This window comes from Colwellia meonggei (genome assembly GCF_057537295.1).
The window spans coordinates 329,849-356,369 of the sequence record NZ_BAAJLZ010000001.1; the positions used below are offsets into that span (position 1 = coordinate 329,849).

26 protein-coding genes are annotated in these 26,521 nt (G+C 38.8%); 11 read left to right on the forward strand and 15 right to left on the reverse strand.

The features are described 5' to 3' along the window. Positions 1–40: 40 nt before the first annotated feature. The 6 genes from AC27E9_RS01525 to AC27E9_RS01550 form a co-directional block, all read right to left on the reverse strand. Positions 41–652 carry an anthranilate synthase component II gene (locus AC27E9_RS01525; RefSeq protein WP_487126597.1) on the reverse strand — a complete coding sequence of 204 codons (612 nt, stop codon included), beginning with the start codon at positions 650–652 and terminating at the stop codon, positions 41–43. A 264-nt stretch (positions 653–916) separates the two neighbouring features. After that, positions 917–2,119, reverse strand: a complete 1,203-nt coding sequence (locus tag AC27E9_RS01530; RefSeq protein WP_487126599.1) for an alginate export family protein — start codon at positions 2,117–2,119, stop codon at positions 917–919. A gap of 459 nt (positions 2,120–2,578) precedes the next feature. Continuing rightward, complete coding sequence (locus tag AC27E9_RS01535) at positions 2,579–3,619, reverse strand: 5-oxoprolinase subunit C family protein (protein WP_487126601.1); 1,041 nt, start codon at positions 3,617–3,619, stop codon at positions 2,579–2,581. Continuing rightward, positions 3,616–4,377 carry a 5-oxoprolinase subunit PxpB gene (gene pxpB, locus AC27E9_RS01540; RefSeq protein WP_487126603.1) on the reverse strand — a complete coding sequence of 254 codons (762 nt, stop codon included), beginning with the start codon at positions 4,375–4,377 and terminating at the stop codon, positions 3,616–3,618. Before pxpB ends, AC27E9_RS01535 begins: the two co-directional genes overlap by 4 nt. After that, entirely contained in the window at positions 4,370–5,101 is a 732-nt protein-coding gene (locus AC27E9_RS01545; RefSeq protein WP_487126605.1) for a 5-oxoprolinase subunit PxpA, read from the reverse strand. Before AC27E9_RS01545 ends, pxpB begins: the two co-directional genes overlap by 8 nt. A 19-nt stretch (positions 5,102–5,120) precedes the next feature. Beyond that, on the reverse strand, positions 5,121–6,320 hold the full coding sequence (locus AC27E9_RS01550) for a YcbX family protein (RefSeq protein ID WP_487126607.1): 1,200 nt from the start codon (positions 6,318–6,320) through the stop codon (positions 5,121–5,123). 226 nt (positions 6,321–6,546) lie between these two features. Between AC27E9_RS01550 and mpl the strand changes: the two genes are divergently transcribed. Together mpl and AC27E9_RS01560 are read left to right on the forward strand one after the other, a co-directional pair. Next, entirely contained in the window at positions 6,547–7,914 is a 1,368-nt protein-coding gene (gene mpl / locus AC27E9_RS01555; protein WP_487126609.1) for a UDP-N-acetylmuramate:L-alanyl-gamma-D-glutamyl-meso-diaminopimelate ligase, read from the forward strand. 74 nt (positions 7,915–7,988) lie between these two features. Then, positions 7,989–8,636: a flavin prenyltransferase UbiX gene (locus AC27E9_RS01560; RefSeq protein ID WP_487126611.1), complete on the forward strand. Its 648-nt coding sequence runs from the start codon at positions 7,989–7,991 to the stop codon at positions 8,634–8,636. 45 nt (positions 8,637–8,681) lie between these two features. Here the strand turns inward: AC27E9_RS01560 and AC27E9_RS01565 are convergent, their stop codons facing one another. After that, positions 8,682–8,975 carry a hypothetical protein gene (locus AC27E9_RS01565; protein WP_487126613.1) on the reverse strand — a complete coding sequence of 98 codons (294 nt, stop codon included), beginning with the start codon at positions 8,973–8,975 and terminating at the stop codon, positions 8,682–8,684. 233 nt (positions 8,976–9,208) lie between these two features. Here AC27E9_RS01565 and AC27E9_RS01570 point away from each other — a divergent pair, with 233 nt between their 5' ends. The 4 genes from AC27E9_RS01570 to AC27E9_RS01585 all read left to right on the forward strand — a co-directional run bounded on the left by AC27E9_RS01570 (position 9,209) and on the right by AC27E9_RS01585 (position 14,305). Further along, positions 9,209–12,460, forward strand: coding sequence for an amidohydrolase family protein (locus AC27E9_RS01570; RefSeq protein WP_487126615.1), 3,252 nt, complete (start codon positions 9,209–9,211; stop codon positions 12,458–12,460). Between the two features lie 137 nt (positions 12,461–12,597). Further along, positions 12,598–13,023: a GNAT family N-acetyltransferase gene (locus tag AC27E9_RS01575; protein ID WP_487126617.1), complete on the forward strand. Its 426-nt coding sequence runs from the start codon at positions 12,598–12,600 to the stop codon at positions 13,021–13,023. Between the two features lie 32 nt (positions 13,024–13,055). Further along, on the forward strand, positions 13,056–13,466 hold the full coding sequence (locus AC27E9_RS01580) for a GFA family protein (protein ID WP_487128257.1): 411 nt from the start codon (positions 13,056–13,058) through the stop codon (positions 13,464–13,466). 29 nt (positions 13,467–13,495) lie between these two features. Continuing rightward, positions 13,496–14,305 (forward strand): formyl transferase, encoded by an 810-nt coding sequence (locus AC27E9_RS01585; RefSeq protein WP_487126619.1) that lies wholly within the window; start codon positions 13,496–13,498, stop codon positions 14,303–14,305. A gap of 58 nt (positions 14,306–14,363) precedes the next feature. On the opposite strand, the gene AC27E9_RS01590 is transcribed toward AC27E9_RS01585, so the two are convergent. From AC27E9_RS01590 to AC27E9_RS01600, 3 genes are all read right to left on the reverse strand, one after another. Next, positions 14,364–14,852: a chloramphenicol phosphotransferase CPT family protein gene (locus AC27E9_RS01590; RefSeq protein WP_487126621.1), complete on the reverse strand. Its 489-nt coding sequence runs from the start codon at positions 14,850–14,852 to the stop codon at positions 14,364–14,366. 33 nt (positions 14,853–14,885) lie between these two features. Further along, positions 14,886–15,191 carry a DUF1330 domain-containing protein gene (locus AC27E9_RS01595; protein ID WP_487126623.1) on the reverse strand — a complete coding sequence of 102 codons (306 nt, stop codon included), beginning with the start codon at positions 15,189–15,191 and terminating at the stop codon, positions 14,886–14,888. A gap of 255 nt (positions 15,192–15,446) precedes the next feature. After that, complete coding sequence (locus tag AC27E9_RS01600) at positions 15,447–16,214, reverse strand: SDR family NAD(P)-dependent oxidoreductase (protein ID WP_487126625.1); 768 nt, start codon at positions 16,212–16,214, stop codon at positions 15,447–15,449. Between the two features lie 115 nt (positions 16,215–16,329). Here AC27E9_RS01600 and AC27E9_RS01605 point away from each other — a divergent pair, with 115 nt between their 5' ends. The 3 genes from AC27E9_RS01605 to AC27E9_RS01615 all read left to right on the forward strand — a co-directional run bounded on the left by AC27E9_RS01605 (position 16,330) and on the right by AC27E9_RS01615 (position 17,684). Then, entirely contained in the window at positions 16,330–16,668 is a 339-nt protein-coding gene (locus tag AC27E9_RS01605) for a winged helix-turn-helix transcriptional regulator (RefSeq protein ID WP_487126627.1), read from the forward strand. Positions 16,669–16,748: 80 nt separating this feature from the next. Continuing rightward, entirely contained in the window at positions 16,749–17,027 is a 279-nt protein-coding gene (locus AC27E9_RS01610) for a putative quinol monooxygenase (protein ID WP_487126629.1), read from the forward strand. A 222-nt stretch (positions 17,028–17,249) separates the two neighbouring features. Continuing rightward, positions 17,250–17,684, forward strand: coding sequence for a DUF3291 domain-containing protein (locus AC27E9_RS01615; protein WP_487126631.1), 435 nt, complete (start codon positions 17,250–17,252; stop codon positions 17,682–17,684). Positions 17,685–17,796: 112 nt separating this feature from the next. Here the strand turns inward: AC27E9_RS01615 and AC27E9_RS01620 are convergent, their stop codons facing one another. Beyond that, positions 17,797–18,336, reverse strand: coding sequence for an NADPH-dependent FMN reductase (locus AC27E9_RS01620; protein WP_487126633.1), 540 nt, complete (start codon positions 18,334–18,336; stop codon positions 17,797–17,799). 2 nt (positions 18,337–18,338) lie between these two features. After that, the gene (locus tag AC27E9_RS01625; protein ID WP_487126635.1) at positions 18,339–19,031 is read right to left on the reverse strand and encodes a pirin family protein; all 693 of its coding nucleotides are present in this window, start codon (positions 19,029–19,031) and stop codon (positions 18,339–18,341) included. Positions 19,032–19,274: 243 nt separating this feature from the next. Here AC27E9_RS01625 and rluF point away from each other — a divergent pair, with 243 nt between their 5' ends. Continuing rightward, on the forward strand, positions 19,275–20,204 hold the full coding sequence (rluF, locus tag AC27E9_RS01630) for a 23S rRNA pseudouridine(2604) synthase RluF (protein ID WP_487126637.1): 930 nt from the start codon (positions 19,275–19,277) through the stop codon (positions 20,202–20,204). A 35-nt stretch (positions 20,205–20,239) separates the two neighbouring features. On the opposite strand, the gene AC27E9_RS01635 is transcribed toward rluF, so the two are convergent. From AC27E9_RS01635 to uvrA, 3 genes are all read right to left on the reverse strand, one after another. Further along, on the reverse strand, positions 20,240–21,160 hold the full coding sequence (locus AC27E9_RS01635; protein ID WP_487126639.1) for a spermidine synthase: 921 nt from the start codon (positions 21,158–21,160) through the stop codon (positions 20,240–20,242). Beyond that, positions 21,153–21,830 (reverse strand): fused MFS/spermidine synthase, encoded by a 678-nt coding sequence (locus AC27E9_RS01640; protein ID WP_487126641.1) that lies wholly within the window; start codon positions 21,828–21,830, stop codon positions 21,153–21,155. The genes AC27E9_RS01635 and AC27E9_RS01640 overlap by 8 nt, the downstream gene beginning before the upstream one ends. Before the next feature lie 159 nt (positions 21,831–21,989). Continuing rightward, positions 21,990–24,818: an excinuclease ABC subunit UvrA gene (uvrA, locus tag AC27E9_RS01645; protein WP_487126642.1), complete on the reverse strand. Its 2,829-nt coding sequence runs from the start codon at positions 24,816–24,818 to the stop codon at positions 21,990–21,992. A 323-nt stretch (positions 24,819–25,141) separates the two neighbouring features. On the opposite strand from uvrA, the gene AC27E9_RS01650 reads away from it, so the two are divergent. After that, a complete protein-coding gene (locus AC27E9_RS01650; RefSeq protein ID WP_487126643.1) occupies positions 25,142–26,506 on the forward strand; it encodes an MFS transporter in 1,365 nt (454 codons plus the stop codon). Positions 26,507–26,521: the final 15 nt, after the last annotated feature.

A 26,521-nucleotide genomic window follows, 5' to 3' on the forward strand; every position in this document is an offset into this window, starting at 1 on the left:
GGTTTGCTATTGTATACTGACTAGTTAGGTTATCGACTAATTAGCTTGTTTCATTAATATTATCATCTATTTGATTGCAGTATTGATCAATAAAATTTTGCAACAATTGATGGCCTTGTTCAGTGAGTACTGACTCTGGATGAAATTGCACACTGGCAATGGCTAAGGTTTTATGTTGTAGCGCCATAATCTCTAATTGTTGCTCGTTGCCTAACCAGGCGGTTACTTCAAGTTCATCTGGTAGTGTTTGTTTATCAACCACTAATGAATGATAGCGAGTAACGGTTAAAGGTTGCGGCAGTGAGGCGAATAATCCTTGGCCGTTGTGGCTAATAGCGCTCGTTTTACCGTGCATGACTTTATCGGCTTTAATAACGTCGGCGCCAAAATGTTGTGCAATGCATTGATGGCCAAGACAAACCCCTAAAATAGGAGTTATACCTTTAAACCTGTCAATAATTGCCAAGGAAATACCGGCAGCATCAGGATCACATGGCCCAGGAGAGATAACAATAATTTTCGGCGCAAGTTCGGCGATATTTTCTAAGGTAATTTCATCATTTCTAACAACCATAACTTCTTGCCCGAGTGCTTGAAAATAATGCACTAAGTTAAAGGTAAAAGAGTCGTAGTTGTCGATCATTAATAACAAAAAAGTACCTGCATTAAGCTAGAATGAAAAAGCGGGCGCTATTCTAATCTTTTATTTATAGCCATTCTACCCCTAGACTTGGTCTTAACAAACTTGAGGTTGAAATTTAACAGGTATCGCTACTGTTTCTTATCCATGTGATCGTGGCATATAGTACATTTTGTACATACACGCTCTTATACGTCCAGTATATAAAAAAGGGCTTAAACGTTAGTTTAAGCCCTTTAATATTTATTGATGATAACTTTTTAGCTTGCGCTCTATCTAGAATTTAGCGGTAACTTGTACCCAAAGTTTATCAGTATCAGTACCTACATCGTCAGCGCTGTAGCTAGCAAGTTTAACTAATACACTATAGTTTTTGTTAAACGCATAAGCTGCAGCAACGTCAATTTCTGAACCATAATCAATACCATCAACGTCTGAAGATAAGTCGTGGTATGTAGCTGAAAGTTTAATTCCATTTACTTTAGTTTTAGCAGTAAAGTAGATGTCTTCAACGCCTTCACCTGGTGTGCCTAAGAATTTGTCAGCAAAACCTTGGAACTTATGTAAAGTAGCCAAAGGAGTTGAGAAACCCACACCATTATCGCTACCTAAAGATTCAATACCCGCTAATAAGGTTACTGAGCTAACTTTTGTGCCTAATTCAACATTGTAGTAATCAGCACTGAAATCATTAGTATTATCACCAGCTTCACTTTGTGTTGCATAAGCAGCATTTACCATAACTGGACCAAATTTGCCGTTGTAGCTCATACCGTATGTATCGGTAGATAAGCCAGCTGCAGTATCAAAATCAAGTAAGTATGCATAAGCATTAATCTTGTGATCTTTATTAATTTTGTAACCAGTATTTAACAAATGGAATTGACCATGTAAATCTGATGCTGGGCTGTCTGGGCCAAAAATACGGTTTACATTGTAAACGTAGCTGTAATCAACAGAAAAACCTTTCGCTGGATTTACTTGGAAACGGTAACCGTCGTAAGTTTGCTCGTTTTGTCTCCAGCCTACACCACCAACAAAACGTTGGTTGCTGTGTAAAATACGTTGACGACCAGCTGTTGCTGAAAAGTTGTCAGTGCTGTATTTCAAGAAAAATTGGTTCACATCAGTACCTGTTGGATCAACAACTTTCGAATATTCAGTTTCACCATTTGTTGTGCTGTTGTAGTTGTCGATAATGTCTGTCACGTTGTCAACTTCTAAACCAGCTGAAAAACCTTCAAAGCTACCAGTATTTACTGTTATTCGGCTTTTTAATGTTAATGCGCTGGCATTATCTAAATCGTTGTCTTCATCAACACCTTCATAACGAGCGCGGAAGTTAAGCTTAACTGTGCTGTCAGAAAGTGCTTTTTTAACGCCTGAAGCTACTGATGTTTCTTCAGCGAATGCTAATGGAGCAGCTAAAATTGAAGCTGAGAGTAAAGCTAGAGAAGTGTATTTTATGTTAGTTTTCATAATATCAAACCTTAATGTTTAAACTTGAGAGAGTTTATTTTTTAATCAACCGTAGTAATAAGTTAGTCAAAATTCCAGCTTGTTTAAGGCATTTTTTTAATCATTGTTATTTGTCAAAACAAACAAAATTTAATTTAATTACAAATCGTTATATCTCATTTTTGCTTTTTACTTACCCTATTCCTAATAAATTATGTCTCGAATGCAGTAAGTTTTAATTGCTCAAAAAACGAGTAACTTTTCAATGCGCTAAAATTAGCACTACTCTTGTCGAATGAGAACGATAAAAAGCGAAAAAACGCTGAATAACGTCGCAAATCTGATCTGGAACAATAAATAGGTGCTTTTTTGAGGAACTAACCGTAAAGCTTACAAAGTAAACTTGGTGAATTGTGTGAATATTAAGTTAATTATTGGCTGTTCAATAGACCAATTCTTCTCAATGGAGGTGAAAAGAGTTTATGAAAACCTTTGATAAAAAGCTCGTAACTGCTGCTGTGCTTGTTGGACGTTAATGATACTAAAGTTTACTTTGGCTCCGGGGCGCATTTGACTTAAACGAAATAAGTCAGTTGTCATTACAGTACCTAATACAGGGTAGCCGCCCATGGTTTGTCGTTCTTTCATTAAAATAATTGGCTCTTCATTAGCAGGCAGCTGGATCATGCCATAGCATACAGGCTTTGATAGGCAGCAACTTGCGCGTAGAACATCGGAAAGAATTGGCTTGTTAGTTGAAGTATTATCGGGATTTTGTAAATGTAGACGGTAGCCCATACGGTTACTATCGGCTGAAATACTATAGCTGCTTGATAACCATTGCTTTTGCATGGCTGCTGTCATTTTTAAAAACAAGGGGCTAGCAATAAAACGTAGGGTTAATGTTTGTGTAGCGTAAAATTGCTGCGGTATTGGCTTACTCATCTGTGAGTTTGGAATAACCGATGTTGCAGCGTTAGTTAATTCTGAAGTTATGAACGCGGCTGGCTTGAAATAAACTTTACTTGCTTTTGTTAATGGCTTGCCAGAAAAGCCTAGCGCTACCTCATTTGTCGTTTGTGAAAAACTGCCTAACCATGGTTGTTGATACTCTTGTAACTGAACCCCGCCAGCAATCGCTAAATAACAATGTAAGCCCGCTTTTGGCATGGAAAACTCAATAATATCACCCGCGCTAAGTTGCAAGCATTGCCAATTGCTTACTGCTTGGTTGTTGATTTTAGCTTGGCAGTCAGCCCCTGTGATCGCTATTAGGCAATCGCCGTGGGCTTGAAAGCTAATTTGCCCTAAGGTTATTTCAATAGCGGCGCAATTGAGTTGTGACTTTTTTGGGTTTAATGAGTGTCGATGTTCAGCAATAAGCTTGTTTGCTGATAGAAAAGCATATTCGTCGGCCGCACCACTGGCACTGAAGCCTATATGTTGACTATGAACTCGTCCTAAATCTTGAATACTGGCATGGCTATTTATCGCAACAACCTCTAGGTAGTTTGTCGTCATTGTGTTTTGCCTTCATTAAAAGCCAAAAACTCTGCTTTAGATATAGCATTGAAGCGCACGCTTTGTCCGATAGCGATTGTTGGCGTGAATTTGTTAGACAAGGCTTGGTACATAGGTAGTGGGGTTTGCCCGATAATATGCCAACCACCGGGGCTTTCATTAGGATAAATAGCTGTTTGTTGCTCGGCAATCGCTACGGCACCTTTTGGCACTTTAGTGCGAGGAGATGATTTTCTTGCCAGCTGTAATGTTTTCGGCAAGCTGGCTAAATAACAAAATCCTGGCGTAAAGCCTAAAGCATAGCTGCGATAAGTTGTGGAGCTATGTAGTTTGATAACTTCGTTAGCAGTCATTTGGCATTGCTTGGCAACAGAGTGTAAATCCCATATGTGCTCATGATCATAGTAAACGGGAATTTCAATAATATCTGTTGAATTTTGCTTATTTTCTAAATTACCGTGTTGAGTGTTGGTAGAAAATAATTCACCGATTTGCCTAATAATTTGCTCAGTGTTAACAATGTTGAAGTCGTAATAAATCATTAAGCTGTAATAACTGGCAATAGTATCAATAATCAAATTTGGGAGCTGCTTATTAAGCAAGGTTTGCAACGCAATAATTTGGTTATGTTGAGTAATAGCAATTTCTTGTGGCCAATTTAACAGCAGCGCATTTTCTGCAACTATTTCGATGCTGAAGGGAAGTTGTGATAACTTGCTTTCTATATTTGCCATAGTGTCAATGGCCGTATTAAGCATTTAAGGTGGCACGTAAAGCTTTTAGCATAGCTAAAGCATTGGGTGTATCGCCATGAACACATAAGGCATCAAGATGAAACCCGATAGGTTTTTGGTTAATACTTAATAGCGGCTGCTTATTGATGAGAGATTTACAGCGCTGAATTACTACTTCGTTATTGCTAAGCACAGCACCAGCTTCACTGCGCGGCACTAGTAAACCATTATCTTGATAGGCACGATCAGCGAACGCTTCAAATAAAAGTTCAATGGAATGTACTTTAGCTATTTGCTCAAATGCTGTGGTATTTTTCAGTGCTTGGATCATTAATGTAAGAGGTTGGCTACTGTTTCTATTAAGTTGTGAAATAGCGCGACAAATAAGGGTAAATATCTGCTCATCTTTCATCATATCGTTATAAAGGGCACCGTGAGGCTTTACATAGGTAACGTGGGTGTTCTCAGCATGGCATAACGATTGTAACGCCCCTATTTGATATTGAATTATTGCAATTAACTCGTCATCAGCAAGAGTCATTGATTGACGACCAAAGTTCTCAATATCAGGGTAACTAGGGTGCGCACCTATTATGACATTATGTTTGGCGGCTAACTGAATAGTTTTCTTAATCGTTAAGGGGTCTGAACCGTGAAAGCCGCAGGCGATATTGGCCATATCAATATACGGCATTATCTCTGCGTCATTATTTTCTTTAAACTCACCTAAATCACAATTTAACTTCATGGTTTTCCTAATTAATCACTTAATTTTGACTGTCGGCTCGGCGTTTTCTTGCTGGATGTTCAATTACTACGTCGGTTAATGGTGTGCTGCTGCAGCTCAAAATATAGCCTTGGTTTTGTTCATCATCAGATAAACCATCTTGGCAATGTTGGCTAACCTCACCTGAGATTAACTGTGCTTTACATCGGCCACACATACCTGCACGACAAGAATAAGGTAACAGCAGGCCCGCATCTTCACCTTGTTCTAATAAACTTTGCTGATTATTGCCTTTAACGGTTTTATTGAAACTATTAAAATAAATGCTAGGCGTTTTAGTTTTTGGAATTGTTGACGCAGTCTGTTCGTTGTTTTCAGCAGTCTTTCTTTGATTGCTGGTGGTAAACGGCTCTTTAAGTACCGGCGGAGATTGTGTTTTCAAAACTTCAATACTGTCACCTTGCTTAATTTGTCCTTGATTCAACGGCACCAAGTTTTGTCCGAAAATAACGTCACCATTTTCGAGTTGGCGATAACTTTTTAAGGTTTTTAATGGTTCTTGTTGGCGATGCTTTTCACCAGTGAGGGGATCAATAGTTGTGAAAATGCAGCGTGTACAAGGTTTAGTGATTTCAAATTCTACTTCGCCTATACGAATGTGTTGCCATGAGTCCTCTGCAAAGGCATCGCAACCATCAACAACAATGTTTGGCCTAAATTGTGCCATTGCTATAGTGGTTTCATCGGTTTTTATTTGAGTGTTAAGCTGCTCCAAGGAAGCCTGAGAAATTAATAAAAGCGGATAGCCGTCAGCAAAACCTACTTGCGTGTTTCGGTTTTTAACAAAGCGTTGAGAATCCCTACCAAAAAATAATAGCTGACTCGGTTTTTGCAAATATTGTGTGAACCATGAATTTATATTAGAGCTGCATTGCTGTGCGTTAATGTTGTCTTTCCAAACACGAACATTGGTGTAGTTGTTCGTTAATTTTTGGTAATCAAGGGTTAAGGCTGGCATGTCGGGTGCCGTTAGTATCAAACCTGAGGCCGTTAAATTTGCTTGAATAAGGCATAAACTTGGCTCGGTACGGGCGGTAAAAAACTCACCTTCCGGGCTGGCAACGACAAATCGACGGTCGAAGGTCAAACCAAGCTCTTCAAGCCAACTTGACGATAACTCGATACCAGCGGCTGATTTTAATGGATAAACATTAATATTTTTTAGATTTGCCTTAGTCATGAAATCCCTTCTGTAGTGCGAACGCTAATCGCATTGATAGTGAGCAAAAATCCTTGATTTTGCAATATGTATTTTTACTCGATTAAGGTATATTGAACGCCAAATAAATTTAACGAAGTTCTTGCCTGTGTACTGAGTGCAAGAGCGATTATAGCAAAAGCAGTTATTTATTTTATTACCAAAATAAAAATATACAGGTTTGCTATCCGGATCAATTAAGGCTTTTATGCACCTTCATATATTAGGCATTTGTGGCACCTTTATGGGTGGAATCGCGGCAATTGCAAAGCAAATGGGATTTCGTGTTTCGGGCTGTGATGCCAATGTTTACCCTCCGATGAGTACGCAACTCGAACAGTTAGGTATTGAGTTAAAACAAGGTTATTTAATAGAGCATTTAGAAGATGAGCCTGACTTAGTTATTGTCGGTAATGCCATGACACGTGGCAACCCTATGGTTGAATATGTTCTAGACCGAAAAATAGCGTATACCTCTGGGCCACAATGGTTATTAGAAAATGTGTTAAAAGACCGTTGGGTATTGGCGGTTTCTGGTACACATGGTAAAACCACCACTAGTTCTATGCTAACTTGGATATTAGAGTACGCGGGTATGAAACCGGGGTTTCTAATTGGCGGTGTACCACAAAACTTTGATAGTTCTGCGCGTTTAGGCTCAGCCCCTTTTTTCGTGATTGAAGCTGATGAATACGACACGGCATTTTTCGATAAACGTTCTAAGTTCGTTCATTATCGACCGAATACATTAGTGATAAACAACATGGAATTTGACCATGCTGATATTTTTAATGATCTAAGTGATATACAGCGTCAATTTCACCATCTTATCCGCATGGTACCTAACAACGGTTTAATACTGTCACCACAAAATGAAACCGCTATAAATGAAACCCTTGCCATGGGCTGCTGGACACCAACGGAAGTTAGTGTAGATGACGACAGTAAAATGTCGGGTTGGCATGCTGAAAAATGTTGCGTTGATGGCAGTGAATTTATTGTGCGCTTTCAAGGAGAGCTACAAGGGTGTGTTAAGTGGAATTTAATTGGTGACTTTAATATTGATAATGGCTTGATGGCGATAGCTGCTGCACGGCATGCTGGTGTGCCTGCTGCCGTGGCAATTGAGGCATTAGGCGAATTCGTTAACACTAAGCGTAGATTGGAACTTAGAGGCGAAGTGAAGCAAATAAGGGTATTTGATGACTTTGCTCATCACCCAACCGCTATCACAAAAACACTAGCCGCAGTGCGGGCAAATGTGGGCAATAAGCGAGTTATTGCCGTTTTGGAGCCAAGATCAAACACCATGAAATCTGGTGTGCATAAAGATACTTTAGCAAAGTCTTTATCTGAGGCAGATTTAGTTTTTATTTATCAAGGTGAACAAGTGCAGTGGTCAGTCGACAGCTTAATTAGCGATTGCCAGCAACCTTGTACTGTGACGCAGAATTTGGATGGCTTAGTCAGCGATATTGCCGCTCAAAGCCAAGCAGGTGATACTATAGTGGTGATGAGCAATGGTGGCTTTGGCGGCATACATCAAAAGCTCCTTAGCGCACTTTCTGATGTATAATAGCTTACAGCTAATATTATTAGTGGCAAAAATTTAACTTCATTTCAGTATTATTTGATTATTTAGGTGGCGCAGTGCAACAAGAAAGTACTATTAAAAACCAAGTAAAATTTACCGATAAGATTACCTTGGCAATTACCGGTGCCTCCGGTTCAGCCTATGCATTACGTTTACTTGAGTGTTTAGTTGCAGCGAATTATCAAGTCTTTGTTTTATGTTCAAGTGCTGCTCGAGTGGTGTTTGATACTGAACTAGGACTTAAGCTGCCAAGTTCGCCAGATGCTGCTAGTCAATTTTTAACAACTAAATTTAATGCTCAAGCAGAGCAGATTATTGTTTTTGGTAAAGAGCAATGGTTTTCACCTGTTGCTTCTGGCTCAGCAGCACCAAAACAAATGGTGGTTTGTCCGTGTTCAACGGGAACCTTAGCGGCAATTAGCCAAGGTATGAGTGATAATTTAATTGAACGAGCGGCGGACGTGGTAATTAAAGAACGCGGTCAATTGATTTTAGTGCCTCGTGAAACCCCGTTTTCGACTATCCATTTACAAAATATGCTGACCTTATCGCAAATGGGCGTAACTATTATGCCTGCAGCACCAGGCTTTTATCATCAGCCAGAATCGATTAATGACTTGATTGATTTTATGGTCGGGCGTTTACTCGATCATTTAGCTATCGAGCAAACGATTATGCCACGTTGGGGTTATCAACCACAGTAAAGTATGATTAAGTTTTTAGTGATACGTTAAGGTGACTTAAATTGGTTATTCTTGATCAGTTGATACTTTATTTTTTGCTTTGATTTCTTTGATATCAACGCCATCAAGTAACAACATTACATCAGCAAGTAATCGCTTTAATTCACCCACTTCGCTTGGTAATGACTTCTTCGCTTTCTGCACGTAGGCAATAGCCTCGCGATTTTGAATCACTTCTAGTAGCGCTTTCAATGTTTCTGTGTCGTTGGCATCAATGGTCGGTAATGGTTTTTCACTTGCCGCGTTATATAGCGAGTAAGTGGCAATTAAACTTGCTTGTGCTTCTGCTAATCTTTCCATAAAAACCTATCCTTATTTTTATTATGGTTATTTCATTACCATACTGAAAAATAAAAAATTGTCTAATTATTCACGCTTTTTCTAATAAAAATAATTTATATTTACAGTTAGTTAACAATTGGCACTGAACGGCAATTTAATACTATTTATCGCATTAAGCTTAAACTTTTGTCGTTGATGTGTTTTAGTAGGGAGATAACAATAATTCATACATATGATTAGGTTTAAAAATAATGTCTACATTTACTTCTCGAATCTCTTCGGTAGCGTTTAGCGTCGCACTTATTTTAGGTACTGGGCAAGTTGCTGTTGCCGCTGATAATGTTGTGAAAACCTCAGAAGAAGCCAAAACAGAAAAGTGGTCAGTGAATAACCCACAAGGGAAATTTACTACTGCAAAAATTGATGTTCGCCAAGGTACTTGGATGAATGTTGATATAAGCCCAGACGGCGAAACGTTAGTTTTTGATTTACTTGGTGATATTTATACATTACCGATTGAAGGTGGTGAAGCAAAAGCACTAATGACCGACATTGCTTGGCAAATGCAGCCACGTTTTAGTCCTGATGGTAAACATATCGCCTTTACTTCTGATGAAGACGGCGGCGATAACTTATGGATTATGAAAGCAGACGGTAGTGAAGGCAAAGCCGTTAGCTCTGAAACATTTCGTTTATTAAACAGTCCTGCATGGTCACCAGATGGCGACTATATTGTTGGTCGTAAGCATTTTACTGGTGCTCGTTCATTAGGTGCTGGTGAAGTATGGATGTACCACAAAACTGGCGGTAATGGTGTCATGCTTACCAAACGCCCAAATCAACAAAAAGATTTAGGTGAACCGGCATTTTCACACGATGGAAAATATGTTTACTTTTCACAAGATGCCACGCCGGGTAAAACTTTCCACTACAGTAAAGATTCAGAAAAAGGCATATATAAAATTAAACGCCTTGATTTAGCTACGGGCGAAATAAAAGTGGTTGTTTCAGGTAAGGGTGGGGCAATTCGCCCAGTACCATCACCTGATGGTAAGTACTTAGCTTACATTAGCCGTGATGACTTCCAATCAAATTTATATTTGTATGACTTAAAAAGTGGCGAAGAAAGTCTTATTTTTGAAGGATTAGATCGTGATATGCAAGAAACTTGGGCAATTCATGGTGTTTATCCAAGCATGGCATGGTTACCCGACAGTGAAGGCATGGTTTTTTGGTCAGGCGGTCAAATTAATAAGTTAGACCTGGAGAGCAAGAAAACATCCGTGATCCCTTTTCATGTTAAAACTGAAAAGAAAATCCAAACAGCACTGCGTTTTCAACAAGACCTTGATCAAGATAACTTTGACGTAAAAATGCTACGTGACGTCGAAATATCTCCTGATGGTCGTAAAGTTGTTTATGAATCAATGGGGCATATTTATGTTCGCACCATTGCCAACGGTAAAGTGAAAGGTAAAGCGAAAAGATTAACCAAGCAGAAATCTCATTTTGAGTTAAATCCGAGCTTTTCTCGTGACGGTAAATATGTTGTCTATAGCACTTGGAATGATAATAAATTAGGTGAAATTCGCTTAGTTTCGGCTCGAGGTGGTAAGAGTAAAGTATTAACGAAAGAGCCTGGAAAATATATTGAGCCTAGTTTCTCTCCTGATGGTAAAACCGTTGTTTTTCGTAAAGTCTCAGGCGGTTACATTACTGATCCAACATGGGGTTTAAACCCAGGTGTATACACGGTTAGCAGTAAAGGCGGTAAGGCGAAACTTATTACCGAATCAGGCTTAATGCCACATTTTGGTGCTCATAATGATCGTATCTACGTTCTACGCAACGGTGAAAAGCCGCAACTTGTTAAAGTAAATCTAACAAGCTCAGCCGATTCAGATAAAGAACAAGCTATTTACCAAGGTAAATTTGCAACTGAGTACAAAGTCTCACCAGATGGTAAATATTTAGCATTTGCTGAGCGCTTTAAAGTTTTTGTCACGCCGTTTGTTGAGCGTGGTCAGGTGATCGATATTGGTCCGAAAGCGAAGAACTTACCAGTGAAAAAACTGTCGATGCGTGCTGGTGAAAGTATTAACTGGAATGGCAAATCAAATGAACTGTATTGGAGTTTAGGACCAGATTTATATCAAGCAGGTGTTGGTGGTTTATTTGATATTTCAGCGAAAGAAAATGCTGAGAAAGAAGAGCAAGTACCAGTAAAAACTTACTTAGGTTACAAAGAGAAGGCAGATAAGCCGTCAGGCCGTGTTGCTTTTGTTGGTGGTAAGGTTATCACCATGGAAGGCGAACAAGTAATTGAAAATGGTGTTGTTGTTGTTGAAGGTAATAAAATTATTGCCGTTGGCCAACAAGGACAAGTTGATGTGCCTTCTGATGCTAAAGTTATTGACGTTATTGGTAAGTCTATAATGCCAGGATTAATTGATGCGCACGCACATGGTCCACAAGGCAGCAGTGAAATTATCCCACAGCAAAACTGGAAAAACTATGCTGGTTTAGCGCTGGGGGTTACTACTGTGCATGATCCTTCAAATGATACTACCGAGTTTTTTGCTGCCAGTGAAATGCAGAAAGCTGGTGATATTGTTGCGCCACGCTTATTTTCAACAGGTAGTATTCTCTACGGCGCAACCATAGCGGGTTACACTTCACATGTTGATAGTTTAGACGATGCTAAGTTTCATATTGAACGCTTGAAAAAAGCTGGTGTATTTAGTGTGAAAAGCTATAACCAACCGCGCAGAAACCAACGTCAGCAAATGGTACAAGCGGCACGTGAAGCTGAAATTATGGTCGTACCTGAAGGTGGCTCATTGTTGCAACATAACCTGTCAATGATCATTGATGGCCATACAACGTTAGAACATTCAATTTCGACAGCGAAAATTTATGACGACATTAGGCAGTTATGGTCGCAATCAGAAATGGCGTATACACCAACAATGGGCGTAGCTTATGGTGGTATTTCAGGTGAACATTTCTGGTATGACACAACTGATGTTTGGAAACACCCTCGTTTAAGTAAATACGTGCCGAGTGAGTTTTTAGATCCACGTTCGATGCGCCGTACTAAAGCGCCACATCACCATTACAATCACATTAATGTTGCGAAAGTAGCAAAAGAGTTACAAGACTTAGGTGTTGAAGTGAATTCTGGTGGTCATGGTCAGCGTGAAGGTTTGGCTATGCACTGGGAAATGTGGATGATGGCACAAGGTGGTATGTCACCGCTAAGCGCTATCCGTACCGCTACTATGTCGCCAGCGAAAACATTAGGTTTAGATAGCCAACTTGGCTCGCTAACAGTTGGTAAACTTGCTGATATATTAGTTATCGATGGTGATGTTAGCCAAGATATTCGATTGTCTGACCGTGTTGTATATACCATGGTAAATGGCCGTTTATACAATGCTGAAACTATGGATGAAGTGGGTAACTATGATAACAAGCGTAAGAAATTTTATTTCGAAAAGTAACTTGTTCTTCATTGGTTAACTAAATAAAACCCGGTTTATCCGGGTTTTTTATTGCTAGCAATTTGATCGTTTAATAAATCAAAAAACAGGGTACACTCGTTAAATAATATTGAGGCTAGAGTACAACTAGGAATATTTTGAAGATTGAAGTTATTGAAGAACCAAGTACAGAATTAACGGCTTTTTTAGATGCTAAAATTGCTGAATTTAATTGGGCGCGCTGGGAAGTTAGTGAACGTAAAGCGATTGCGGTAAAGTTGACGAATGAGCAAGGTGAAATTATTGCTGGTGCTGCTGGCAGAACTTTTGGTGACTGGTTAATGATTAATACGCTATGGGTCTCAGAAAGCTTAAGAGGCCAACATGTTGGTAGTGAAATTTTAAAGAACATAGAACAAGCGGCACAAACACGAGGTTGTAATAAGGCCCTGTTAGATACTTTAAATTTTCAAGCGAAGCCGTTTTATGAGCAGCATGGTTATCAAGTGCAATGGACCCAACAAGGGTATCCAAAAACAGGTTGCAAATATTACATGGTCAAGCAATTAGCAGATGTTATTTGATAAAAATAAATCAATTGAAAGGAAGAGAAAAGGTGTATTTAGGAAGCTGTTTATGTGGACAAGTGGCGATAGTGGTAACGGGTGAGATTAGTGACATTATTCATTGTCATTGCTCACTTTGTCGAAAGAATTCAGGTACCGCTTATGCGACAAACGGATTTGTTAATAGCCAAGACCTAAAGATTGAAAAGGGTCAAGAATTACTGAGTACATTTTCTTTTAAACCTGGGAGAACACGCCATTTTTGTAAAAATTGTGGTAGCCCGGTTTATAGTAGTAATGCTCAAGATAAAAGCAGAGTTCGTGTTCGCTTAGGCATTTTTGATTCTGATATTGAGGAAAGACCAATGTCTCATAATTTTGTTGACTCGAAAGCTAATTGGGAAAATCTTGATGCAAATTTACCTCGCAATGCCACCTTTGAATCTGCTCGACTAAAATGATTTAATTTTTGATAAGTATGGAGTAGGGTTTGAATATTGTTTTATTAATGAATAATGATATTGCCAGTAATTTAGCCCTGAACTTACTGTTACCGTCTTTAAAGCAATATAATCTCTCTGTATTTTTATCGAGTAACGTTGGCGGAAAAAAGGTAAAGCCAGCAGCGTTGGAACAACTAGCTCAATTTGAGCAGCATGATGTATTTAAGTCGCTGCAACAAATTGAAAATGTTAAGTATCAGTTAAAATTGTTTTCAGAAATTGCCGCGAAAAATAGTATTAGAATTGAAACCCTGAATGAAATAAATACTGCTAATGGTATTGATAAAATTAGCGCGCTAGCGCCAGATTTAATTATTTCTATTCGTTACGGTGTTATTTTAAGGAAACCCGTTATTGATTGCGCTAAACACGGCGTAATCAACTTACATTCTGGATCATTACCTGATTATCGCGGCGTGATGGCAACATTTTGGGCAATGTTTAATAGCGAAAAAACACTGTCGGCAACCTTACATTTTATTACCGACAACACCATAGATACGGGTGGTGTGATAGCCAAAACGAGATTTGCTGTGCAACCGAATAAATCTTATTTGTGGCATGTATTGTCGTTATACGTTGATGGCTGTCAGCTAATTGAGTCTGTTGTTAATCAAGTGCGGAATAATGAGCGAATTGATACTTATCAACAGGCGGATACCGGACAATATTTCTCATTCCCAACCACTGAAAAAATTGCTGAGTTTGTTGAGCAATATGGCGCGTTGTATCAACATGATGAGATTATCAGACTATTGCTAAAAGTAACGTTAAAAATAGCACCGAAAACACGTTAACTTGGCAAGTAATGAAAAGCTTATTTGAGTTTTGTTAGAGATATTTTAACGCTCGGGGTTACGAAAGTGCAGCCATTAGTTTTTCTGCACATTGTTTGGGAGAATTATCTAAGGTATTTATGATTAAATCATAAGATACCTGTTCATGGACACTTCGTAACTGTGATTGAGCTAAACCGATAGGGCGGTCACCTCGTGCCAGTTCTCGCTCTTCTAATTCGAATAATGGACATTCAACTTTAATCACACTAACGCTAATACCTGCTAGTGATGCTTTGAATTCGTCGTAAGTCTTTTTGCCGCAAAAAATAATATCGACAATAACATTGTGGCCCGTTTCCGCTAAAGCTCGTACTGACTTTGCCATTGCCAACTTCATATGAGGAAAATTATTTGAGCCTGCTGGAATCTTGTAAGGTGTCATATCCCAAAACGCATCAAGGGCACACAATAAATAAGGCGCTGAATATTGCATTTGCAACTCTCTGGCAAGTGTTGTTTTACCTGAGCTTGATGTGCCATTTAAAATAATTACTTTGCCTTTCATATTTCCTGCTTTTTAAGATTTTAAACAACTTTATTATAGCGTTTTCTCATGCATTGATATGGTTGTGACCGATTGTACCGAGCTGAGAAAGTATTTATTTTTAACCGCAAGGTATTTAGAGTCGTTAAAAAATTTTTCCATAGCGACTTTGTCGGGGAATTCAATAGTAAAAACACGGTTGATAGCGCTATCATCTTTTGATTTTAGTACTTCGCTAACTCTAAAATCAAAGCCAAAATCACCACCGTATGAATGAAGAATAGGGATCATGTGCTGACGATATTTTTGATATTCAACATCATCACTGACTTGTAGCCCCATAATTCTTTCGTAAGCCATATTCGTTCCTTGTATTTTCCTGAATGCGAGGGCGTGTTGAACTTTGTGGTATAAATACTCACTAAACTGTTGCAAAAACATACATCAAAGATCAACACGGCCTAATAGTTAATAGCAGCTAATATCCCATAACCTTAAAATATTAGAAACAAAAAATGGCAACTAGCCTTTTTAAAGCAGATATATTACCACTAGTCTTTATCCGTACCTCTTGTGATATGACCACTTTCCTTTTGCAATTAATAAATTTCTAGTTTAGTTTCTGCCTGCCATAACCCCACCATCATGATCCCAAATTGCACCAGTTACCCAAGCTGCTTTGTCGCTAAGTAAAAAATTAATACTATTAGCAATATCGTCAGCGCTTCCTATTCTTCCTATAGGATGAAAAGCATCAAAACTGGCTAAACTTGAGTCGATGTCTTTTTCATTAATAAATGAACTATAAATTGGTGTTTTAACAACTGCAGGTGCAACGGCATTTACGCGAATATTATGCTCAGCAAGTTCCATAGCCAGATGCTGAGTTAGCGCATGCAAGCCTGCTTTTGCCATAGAATATGCGGAAGATGGTGTCGCTTTAACGGCTTGTTTTGCCCACATTGAGCCGATATTAACAATAGCGCCTCCTTGATGTTTAATCATATTCTTGGCAACTGCTTGCGAAATAAAAAATGTCGCTCTATTCAGCTCCAAATATTGATCATATTCTGCAAAGCCATGTTCAATGAAACTTGTTGGCTTAAAGTAACCAGCAGCATTGACTAAGTAGTTAATGTGTTCAGGTAACTTCTTAATCGTTTGGTTGAGTTTTTCAACCTGTGCTGAGTGATATAAATCAACTGATATGGTATCAACTTGAGTCAGTTGTGAAAGCTCGTTACTCGCAGCGTTAAGTTTCTTTTGATCGCGACCGACAATGATCAAATTAATACCATTTTTTGCTAACTGTTTTGCAGTAGCTAAGCCCATACCGCTAGAGCCACCAATAATTAATGCTAATTTCTTGTTTGAATTACTCATATTTTTCTCCAAATGATTGTCTACACTTGCTAAAGTAATGACAGCATAGCGAGCAACTTAGCTTGTTGAAAAGTAGGTACAATTTAGTAGGGTAGGTACTTTTTGGTACATCTTTATGAATAACAATGAAAAAATAGTTCCTAGAAAAACACCACCTATGGATAGCGCTCGTATGGTGGAAACAATTTATGGTTGTAAGTGGTCTTTAACCGTTTATCAATTGTTAGCTGCTGGTGTTAACCGACCTGGAGAAATGGTGCGAAATGTTGACGGCTTAACAACCAAAGTATTGAATGTTTGCTTGAAGAAAAACATTGAATTTGGCATTTTGGAACGGATAAGCTTTAACGAATTACCCCCTCGCGTTGAGTATCATGTTACCGAGTTTGGTGAGAAATTTTTGGCTATCACCGAGGCGTTAGAACAACTACAACAAGAAATAGATAAAGGCTAAGCATTAATAATGATGCTGAACCAAAGCTTTTGATTAGCAGCATTTGAAAATATCATTAATAGATTAAGTGAGAGAGTATTATGACGATTGTACGAGTAAACGAGTTTACCGCAGCAGAAGGGAAGTCAAACGAGCTTTTTTCATTTTTAGAAGCTCTAATTCCATATATTTCTGGAGCAGAAGGTTGCTTGTCTTGTGAGCTATTAAAGCATCATGAACAGAGCAACCAATTTATGATTATTGAACGCTGGGATAATATTGAAAGCCATCAGCAAGCGATCACAAACTATCCACAAGAAGACATGCAAGCGGCGATGAGCTTGTTTGGTGCACCACCGAAAGGTAATTACTACAAATAAGTTAGAGGCGTGAACTACTCTTATTAAGGGAAATTTGCTTTGCACTTTATTGACTTATCTATAGGTATAAGGCTTTAAGCGATAATAACTATGACTAATCCTTCTTAATATCATTCATTTTGGTATGTAAATAGCTTCATCTCTAGATAGTGTTAATTGACAAGTCATGTTAATGTAAATTAGCTTAAAGAATAAGCTCTGCCGTATTTACAAGGATGAAGAATGCAACTTGCCCAATTAAATATTGCCCAAGCTAAATACTCACTTGATGCTCCGGAAATAAAAGAATTTGTCGATAATCTTGCGCGTGTAAATGCTATTGCGGAAGCGAGTGATGGATTTATATGGCGCTTAACTGGCGACGGTGACGACGCGACCGATATTCAAGCTTTTAGCAATCCAAATATCATTGTTAATATGTCAGTGTGGTCATCCATTGATGCTTTAAAAGCTTTTATGTTTAAAACCGATCATCGAAACTTTATACGTAAGAAACAACAGTGGTTTGAGCGGATGGAAAATGCCAACTATGTCTTATGGTGGGTTGAAGACGGAGAACAGCCAAGCGTTGATGATGGTATAGTTCGCTTAGAACATTTGCGTTGTTTTGGTGAATCACCCTATGCTTTTTCGTTAAAAATACCTTTTTCGATTTAAGCGAGTTGTTTATTTACTCTTAACGTTAATCACTTAAACTAGTTATTATTTGCTCAAAAGCATAGAGCTTACCAATAAGCTCTATGCTCTAAAGTGAAACCACTACAAGTTATTAATTTGCTAATTTGGCAACTGCGGCTACTAGTTGTTGCTTTAATTCAGTATTTGATAATGCACCTGATTGCATATCAAAATTATCATAAAAGCTTGGAATTGATAAACTGGCCTTTACATCGCCGGCAAAATAAGGCGCTGAACCTGTTGCTGCAGCTAGTACGCTACCAGCACCACCAGGTCCTGGAGAAGCCGAAAGCAACAACATAGGCTTTTCTTGAAAGACCTTTTGATCAATACGAGATGCCCAGTCAAAAATATTTTTATATGCTGCCGTATAACTTCCGTTGTGTTCAGCGAAAGAAATAATAATCGCGTCACTCTCGCCCAATTTTTGATAAAAAGCTTTAGCAGCGTCAGGCTGACCAAGTTGCTCTTCCTTATCTTGGCTAAATAGTGGCAGGTCAAAATCATTTAAATCAAGCACTTCTATTTCAGTATTTGCTTGTTGCTCTGCTAAAAGGCTTGCGGCATGCGCAGCAAGTTGTTTATTGATTGAATTGCGACTGGTACTTGCACCAAATGCTACGATTTTCATAATTATGCCTCACCTTGTGTGTTGGTTTGATAAATAAATATTGCTTGTCCGTCTGTCAATGCTTTGAAATTAATACCTTCAGAGCAGTGCACTAAACTACGGGCTTCGATCTCTTCGCCATTGACTTCTGCTCGACCTTTACTTAAATACAATAAAGCTTCACGGTCGAGTGTGACGCTTTGCTCTGTCAGCATATTGCTAACCGATATTGATATTTTGCTATTAAATCTTGCTTGCTCTGATTTGTTACCGCCATATACTTGAATTAACTCACCTGGCGCAGCTTGGTATACTTGATAATCGGCCGCGCTGCCGGCTTCGTCAGGTAAAACCCAGAGTTGAATCATATGGTTTTCACTATCATGTGGGTTAATTTCATTATGACGAAAACCTTCGCCGCCTGCTCGCTGCACTTGTACATCACCAGAACTTAAACGTTGGCCATCGCCAAGGCTACCTTGGTGATCAAGTTCACCATCAACCACAACGGAAATAACGTCAACTTCCTTATGATCATGCATGTGAGTTTCACCATAAGGTAAAAAGTTGGCGTCGGCTAAATAGACAAAATTTCCTAAACCTGAGAAGGCTTTGGTATTTGAACGGCCAAAAACGTGTTGATTAATTACAAAGCGCTTTTCAATTAAGCCAGCAAAACCACCTTGTGGTAGTTGCTCAAATGCAAGTGTTTTCATTTTTTCTGCCATGGTATTTGCTGCCTGATAAAAAACTAAAGTAATCTTAAGCTTTTATTCTCAAGTAATAAATATAGAAAAATGAAATTAACTGTTACGTTTTTTGCAACAATAATGCTGAGCTCTGCTTTTTTATTGATATTTTGTTTTTAGCATTAACTCTACTCTACAATACTGGAAAATTTAGCTAAAATAGCGTCATTAATTGATGCAACACTAGGTTGCTACTGTTTAGGATAACTTGTGTCGAACAACGAAAAACGTCTCAATAAATATATCAGTGATTCAGGTTTCTGCTCACGCCGATTTGCTGATAAGTTAATTGAAAATAATCGCGTTACTATTAATGGCAAAGTGCCCGAATTAGGAACAAAAGTTATCCCGGGTGACAAGGTTTGCGTTGACGGCAAAGAAATAAAAGCAAGTGAAAGTAACCATACCGACCGTGTTTATATTGCCTATAACAAACCTATCGGTATTACCTGTACTACAGAACGGCATGTAAAAGGTAATATTATTGATGCCATTGATCACACTAAGCGTATCTTCCCCATTGGACGTCTAGATAAACCATCGGAAGGACTTATTTTTCTTACCAGTGACGGTGATATCGTTAACAAAATATTGCGGGCGGAAAATGCTCATGACAAAGAGTATATTGTTACGGTCGACAAGCCAATTAGTGAGCGTTTTGTTGAAAGAATGTCGAAAGGAGTGCCTATTCTTGGCACGATTACCAAACCGTGTATTGTCACGCCCGACAGTAAGTTTGTTTTTCGTATTATTCTTACTCAAGGGTTAAATAGGCAAATTCGTCGCATGTGTGAATACTTAGGTTATGAAGTAACTAAGCTGAAGCGTTCTCGCATTATGAACGTTGAGTTGGCAAATTTACGCCCAGGACAATGGCGTGATTTGACCGAACAAGAAATGGCAGAAATTAATAGTGCTGTTGCAGGCTCTCGAAAAACTGCAGCGAACGATAGCTATGTTGAAACAATGGTTGAAGAGTCGCCGGTGAAAGTCGCTATTACAGATATTAAACACGCAAATAAAACCATTGAATCTAATGCGGATAAATCAACGAAACGTAAACTTACACGTATTGATGTTAAGAAAACAACAGCCAGTACAGGTGGCAAGAAAAAGCTCAGTTTGAAAAAGAAAAGTTAAGCCGTTAGTAACTAACGGCTTATGGCTGTTATTGGTTAGTTGCTGAGGTTTAATAAATTAGCAGGTGAATATTGATCCGTTAATAGTCGAGTGTTTTCCGGCCAGTCTTGCACGGTTGCAGTAGAAGTCATCTGGCTAGTTAAGTCGGCAATATTAACGTCGAATACCGCTAAAGTATCAGCCAGAGCTTTTGCTCGTTCAGCAATCAACTTGCCATCAGGTAATGGTTTGATGCTTGTTAGAATAATACGATTACTATTACGGTTGTTTCTAACGTTAAAAAAATCACCAAAAACGGCTTTATATGTTGCTGATTCAAAATTATATAAATCACTAACAGAAAAAGTGTTTGCTGATAGCACGCCATTACTACTTAATAACTGTTTAGTTTCTTGTAGAAATTCTTTCGTTAATAAATGCTCAGGTATGTAATCACCGTTAAAGGCATCAAGAATTATCCAATCGTATTTTTGCTTTTTTAATGCGGCGCGTTTAACGAAAATACGTCCGTCTTGCACTACTGAAGTAATATGTTCATTTTCAAAGAAGCCAAAATATTCTCTAGCCACTTTGATCACCGCTGGGTCTATTTCAACATTGGTTATGGTGGCGTTAGGAAAAATTTGATGCAAGGTATTCGACATTGTGCCGCCACCTAAACCAACAATTAAAATACGTTCGGGTTTTGGGTTCACTAATAAACTTGAAAATAGCATTTTAGTGTAGTTAAAAACGAGTCGTTGCGGGTCGTCAACTAACATACAGCTTTGTTGCGTTTTTGAACTTCTGACGTTGAACTTTAAGCAACGTAAGCCACGTTTTTCTTCAACTAAAATATTTCGATATAACGAACGTTCACTATGTATGGTTTTTGCTTGTACCGGCGCGCTAAAAATACTGCTCAGCATGACACTACTGATAATGCCTAGCATAACAGTGAATATACTGTTATTCATGTGCTGCTCCTTGCTGATTAATCTCATTGCTAACGTTAACTTTGTTTTTTTGGTTCAAACGATTAAATAGCATAGCGCTAATGCCCAATGCCACTAAAATGCTGCTAAACACAGTAATAATATCGTTAACTTCAAAAAGTAATACCAGATAAAACGATGTAATTATTGTGCCCAAGGCGCTACCTAGTGTTGACACAAAATAGAGGAAACCGGCAACTTGGCCACTTTTATTTTTATCGGTTACCAGTAAGCGTACAGAATATGGCGAGATCATGCCGAGAATAACGGTGGGAATAAAAAATAAGGCCATTGAGGCCACTAATGAACCGTAACGGCTGTCTTCAATGGCCAAGAATATTGGCTCCATAACCCATTGCGAAGAAAATGCCACCGGCAATACGGTAATGCCGGCGCAGATAAAAATCATGCCATAGCGATTTAATGATGCCGATTTGGTTGAAAGTTTACCGCCTGCTAAGTAGCCAAATGACAAACTCAGCATAAATACGGTAATAATACTGCCCCAAATATGAACGCTACTACCAAAAAATGGCGCTAATATTCGGCCGCCGAGTAATTCAATACCCATGATACAAAAGCCGCTGCTAAAGGCTAGTAAATAAATTAAAGGGTTTTGCCATTGCTGAATTTTGTTATTTTTATTAGTCATTTAGCATACTACTGTTAGTTAAGAGAAATTATTTCTTGGTGAATGTAAATTTATCTTAAACGGAACTTCACTTTGATGCTAGCGTATAAAAAAGGCTTGTTACAAAATAACAAGCCTTTTGAGTTTTACCAGGTTAATTCCTGAAGGTCTTTCTGAATATTAATTTGTTAACAAAGGTTTTAAAAATCTCGCTGTATGAGAGCCTTTATGTTCAGCAACTTGCTCTGGTGTGCCAGTAACCAATATCTCTCCGCCGCCAGAGCCGCCTTCAGGGCCCAAATCAACAATCCAGTCGGCTGTTTTTACTACATCTAAGTTGTGTTCAATAACAACGATAGTATTACCGTGATCACGCAGGCGATGAATAACCTGCAGTAATTGTTTAATATCGTGAAAATGCAAACCTGTCGTTGGTTCGTCTAGAATATAAAGTGTTTTACCGGTATCACGCTTAGAAAGCTCTTTTGATAACTTAACACGTTGTGCTTCACCACCAGAAAGTGTGGTTGCTGACTGTCCTAGCTTAATATAACTTAAACCAACATCCATTAAGGTTTGTAATTTACGTTTAACGGCTGGGATTGGCGCAAAAAATTCAAAGGCATCTTCAATGGTCATGTCTAGTACTTCATGAATGCTTTTGCCCTTATACTTTACCTCTAAGGTTTCACGGTTGTAGCGTTTGCTTTTACATACATCACAAGGCACATAAACATCAGGCAAAAAGTGCATTTCAACTTTGATTAAACCGTCACCTTGACACGCTTCACAACGACCGCCTTTAACGTTAAAACTAAAGCGACCCGGTTTGTAACCACGAGAACGAGCTTCTTGGGTCGCCGCAAAAATTTCTCGTACCGCAGTAAAAATTCCTGTGTATGTTGCAGGGTTTGAACGCGGTGTTCGGCCGATAGGGCTTTGGTCAATATCGATAACTTTATCAAGCAGCTCTAAACCAATAATTTCTTTGTAAGGTGCTGGTTCTTGCGTTGTGGCACCATTTAATTCGGTATGTGCCAACTTGTACAAGGTATCATTAATCAAGGTCGATTTTCCTGAGCCTGAAACACCGGTAATACAGGTCATTAAACCATTTGGAATGGTTAAATTTACATTTTTTAAATTATTACCTGTAGCCCCTTTAAGTTCTACCACATTGCTTTTATCAAACGGTGTTCTAACTTTAGGTATTTCAATTGACTCTCTTCCTGAGAGATACTTGCCAGTAAGTGAGTGTTCACATTTAAGGATGTCATTAACATCACCTTCAGCAATAATATTACCGCCATGAACGCCGGCACCTGGGCCAATATCGATAACATGATCGGCGGCGCGAATAGCGTCTTCATCGTGCTCAACCACAATAACGGTATTGCCTAAATCACGTAAATGGATAAGGGTATCTAATAGCCGTTCGTTGTCACGTTGATGTAATCCTATTGATGGCTCATCAAGTACATACATAACACCAACTAAACCGGCACCGATTTGGCTAGCTAAGCGAATACGTTGCGCTTCACCACCTGAAAGGGTATCAGCACTGCGAGATAAGTTTAAATAATTTAGACCAACATTAACTAAGAAGCCTAAGCGGTCGTTAATTTCTTTGAGAATTTTTTCTGCTATTTGACCTTTTTGTCCGGTTAAGTTTAACCCTTGGAAAAATGCTAAAGCATCGGCAATGGCATATTCAGCTACAGTTGGTAGTGGTGTATCTCCAATAAAAACATTACGTGCTTCGAGGCGTAAGCGGCTGCCGTTACAGTCTGGACAATGTTGACTGTTGAGGTATTTAGCTAATTCTTCGCGCACCGCATTTGATTCAGTTTCACGGTAGCGGCGATCCATATTATTTAAAATACCTTCAAACGGGTGTTTACGAATAACAATATCACCACGATCGTTCATGTACTTAAATTCAATTTCTTGCTTACCACTACCTCGAAGAATTAATTGTTGGGTTTTCTCATCTAATTCATTAAATGGTAAATCCAAGGCGAATTGGTAATGGTCGGCTAATGCTTGCAGCATTTGGAAATAATAAAAATTTCTTTTGTCCCAGCCGCGTATTGCGCCACCGGCTAAGCTCAACTCTGGATTAGAAATCACCCTACTTGGGTCAAAATATTGCTGATTACCTAAGCCATCACAAGTTTGACAAGCTCCTGCAGGGTTATTAAATGAAAATAATCGTGGCTCTAACTCTTGCATGCTATAGCCACATTTAGGACAGGCAAAGTTGGCAGAAAATATTAACTCTTCTTTTTCCGGCGCATCCATAAATGCCACTTTTACCGTACCAGATGTCAACGAAAGTGCGGTTTCAAACGATTCGGATAAGCGCAGCTGAATATCATCACGCACCTTTAGGCGGTCAACAACAACTTCAATGGTGTGTTTCTTGTGTAATTCTAGAGTTGGGGGATCAGAAAGGTCGCACACTTCGCCATCAATACGAGCACGAATATAACCTTGAGCTGCTAGGTTATCTAAAAGTTTTACATGTTCACCTTTGCGGTCTTGCAGCACAGGCGCCAACACCATAACTTTAGTGCCTTCGTCTAGCGCTAATACGCGGTCAACCATTTGCGAAATGGTTTGCGCTGCTAAAGGTAAATGATGATCAGGGCAGCGTGGTTCACCAACACGGGCATAGAGTAATCGCAAATAATCGTATATCTCGGTGATCGTGCCAACCGTTGAACGCGGGTTATGTGATGTTGATTTTTGCTCAATAGAAATAGCAGGAGATAAACCTTCAATATGATCAACGTCAGGTTTTTCCATTAAGGATAAAAATTGGCGTGCATATGCAGATAATGATTCAACATAGCGTCTTTGTCCTTCTGCATATAAGGTATCAAAAGCTAATGAAGATTTACCCGAACCCGAGAGGCCCGTAATAACAATTAACTTGTCGCGGGGAATATCTAAATTAATATTTTTTAAGTTATGAGTGCGCGCACCCCTGACTTCAATTTTCTTCATAATGACAAAGTGACCAGTTTAACGCCCGGCATTCACTATGCGAGAATTTCGCAAATAATGGCCCGACTGATTGCAAATTACCTTACGCTATATCAACACCTGAATTAACAATAAGCGCTAAAATACCTCTTAATGAGGTGGTAATAACGGCGAATGACGCTTAAGGTTATTTTCATCTGAACATAAAGTTAGAACCGAGCATTATCGCACAGTTTTTAATCCGAATTCATCTTAAATCTCTGTTTTTGTTCATTCGGAGGCCGTGTTAAGATGTGCGGGTTTTTTTAGCTATATTTCAAACAATTTAAGAGTTAACAAGTTTCATGAGCGCATCCGGTTTAAATAGTATTGAGAAAAAGGCAGCCTTTTCGTTAGCCTCAGTTTTTGGCTTAAGGATGTTAGGCCTGTTTATGATTCTTCCTGTGTTTGCCATTTATGGTGAGCAGTTGATTGGATATAGCCCTATTTGGATTGGTTTAGCCATAGGCGCTTATGGTTTAACGCAAGCACTTTTACAAATACCTATGGGTATTTTGTCTGACAAATTTGGTCGCAAACCAGTGATATTAGCTGGTTTAGTAGTATTTCTATTGGGTAGTGTTGTTGCCGCTATGTCGGACACTATTTATGGTGTAGTGATTGGCCGTGCTTTACAGGGAATGGGAGCTATTGCAAGTGCCATTTTAGCATTGGCGGCAGACCTAAGCCGCGAAGAGCAACGTCCGAAAGTAATGGCAACTATCGGTATGTTTATTGGTATTTCATTTACCATTGCTATGATTATAGGCCCCATTGTTGCACAAGCATTTGGTTTAAGTGGCTTGTTTTGGTTTATCGCCGTATTAACTATTTTTGCCATGCTAACAATTCAATTTGTGGTACCTAATTCAATTAATACCGCGCCTAAAGGTGATAATGTTGCACTACCAGCAAAACTAGGTGGTCTTATTTTTGATAGTCAATTATCTCGTCTTAATTGGGGAGTTTTTATTCTTCATATGGCGTTAACGGCCTGTTTTGTTACGCTACCAAAGCAGTTTGTTGCTGGTGGCTTAGCCCTTGAACAGCATTGGCAATTGTACTTGCCAACATTAATTGGTTCGTTCTTTTTGATGGTGCCATTTATGATCATCGGTATTAAAAAGCAAAAAGAAAAGCAAATGTTTAGCGCCGCGGTAGCATTACTGGCCTTAGCCTTAGTACTACTTTGGTATTTGCCTAGTACGATTACAACACTTGTCGTATTGGTCATGATGTTCTTTACGGCATTTAACTATTTAGAAGCAACTATGCCGTCTATTCTTTCACGTATTGCGCCCGCAGGTGTGAAGGGTAGCGTAATGGGTATTTATGCAAGCAGCCAATTTTTAGGGGCGTTTGCAGGTGGTGTACTTGGTGGTTTTATTGCAAGCGAGTTTGGTGAGCAAAGTATATTTTTAGTCATGGCGGTATTTGCTGTGGTTTGGTTGTTGCTAACTTTAGGTATGAAGCCATTGAAAAAATCTAAAGCCTACAGTTTTGCAACAAGCATTGATAGTGATGAGAAAGCCATACAAGTTGCAGAAAAACTAAGTGAAATGCCAGGTGTTATTGAAGCGACTATTATGCATGATGAAGCGGTAGCTTATTTAAAAGTTGATGATAAAACAGCTGATTTAACCAGTATTAAAGCGATTTTAAATAACTAATTTAGTAGCCGTTTT

What these genes read in the sequence shown, in the direction of transcription:
- AC27E9_RS01530 (WP_487126599.1), bottom strand. Translation starts at nt 2,119, where the DNA reads ATGAAAACTAACATAAAATACACTTCTCTAGCTTTACTCTCAGCTTCA.
- AC27E9_RS01535 (WP_487126601.1), bottom strand. Translation starts at nt 3,619, where the DNA reads ATGACGACAAACTACCTAGAGGTTGTTGCGATAAATAGCCATGCCAGT.
- pxpB (WP_487126603.1), bottom strand. Translation starts at nt 4,377, where the DNA reads ATGCTTAATACGGCCATTGACACTATGGCAAATATAGAAAGCAAGTTA.
- AC27E9_RS01545 (WP_487126605.1), bottom strand. Translation starts at nt 5,101, where the DNA reads ATGAAGTTAAATTGTGATTTAGGTGAGTTTAAAGAAAATAATGACGCA.
- AC27E9_RS01550 (WP_487126607.1), bottom strand. Translation starts at nt 6,320, where the DNA reads ATGACTAAGGCAAATCTAAAAAATATTAATGTTTATCCATTAAAATCA.
- mpl (WP_487126609.1), top strand. Translation starts at nt 6,547, where the DNA reads ATGCACCTTCATATATTAGGCATTTGTGGCACCTTTATGGGTGGAATC.
- AC27E9_RS01565 (WP_487126613.1), bottom strand. Translation starts at nt 8,975, where the DNA reads ATGGAAAGATTAGCAGAAGCACAAGCAAGTTTAATTGCCACTTACTCG.
- AC27E9_RS01570 (WP_487126615.1), top strand. Translation starts at nt 9,209, where the DNA reads ATGTCTACATTTACTTCTCGAATCTCTTCGGTAGCGTTTAGCGTCGCA.
- AC27E9_RS01590 (WP_487126621.1), bottom strand. Translation starts at nt 14,852, where the DNA reads ATGAAAGGCAAAGTAATTATTTTAAATGGCACATCAAGCTCAGGTAAA.
- AC27E9_RS01595 (WP_487126623.1), bottom strand. Translation starts at nt 15,191, where the DNA reads ATGGCTTACGAAAGAATTATGGGGCTACAAGTCAGTGATGATGTTGAA.
- AC27E9_RS01600 (WP_487126625.1), bottom strand. Translation starts at nt 16,214, where the DNA reads ATGAGTAATTCAAACAAGAAATTAGCATTAATTATTGGTGGCTCTAGC.
- AC27E9_RS01605 (WP_487126627.1), top strand. Translation starts at nt 16,330, where the DNA reads ATGAATAACAATGAAAAAATAGTTCCTAGAAAAACACCACCTATGGAT.
- AC27E9_RS01610 (WP_487126629.1), top strand. Translation starts at nt 16,749, where the DNA reads ATGACGATTGTACGAGTAAACGAGTTTACCGCAGCAGAAGGGAAGTCA.
- AC27E9_RS01615 (WP_487126631.1), top strand. Translation starts at nt 17,250, where the DNA reads ATGCAACTTGCCCAATTAAATATTGCCCAAGCTAAATACTCACTTGAT.
- AC27E9_RS01620 (WP_487126633.1), bottom strand. Translation starts at nt 18,336, where the DNA reads ATGAAAATCGTAGCATTTGGTGCAAGTACCAGTCGCAATTCAATCAAT.
- AC27E9_RS01625 (WP_487126635.1), bottom strand. Translation starts at nt 19,031, where the DNA reads ATGAAAACACTTGCATTTGAGCAACTACCACAAGGTGGTTTTGCTGGC.
- AC27E9_RS01635 (WP_487126639.1), bottom strand. Translation starts at nt 21,160, where the DNA reads ATGAATAACAGTATATTCACTGTTATGCTAGGCATTATCAGTAGTGTC.
- AC27E9_RS01640 (WP_487126641.1), bottom strand. Translation starts at nt 21,830, where the DNA reads ATGACTAATAAAAATAACAAAATTCAGCAATGGCAAAACCCTTTAATT.
- uvrA (WP_487126642.1), bottom strand. Translation starts at nt 24,818, where the DNA reads ATGAAGAAAATTGAAGTCAGGGGTGCGCGCACTCATAACTTAAAAAAT.
- AC27E9_RS01650 (WP_487126643.1), top strand. Translation starts at nt 25,142, where the DNA reads ATGAGCGCATCCGGTTTAAATAGTATTGAGAAAAAGGCAGCCTTTTCG.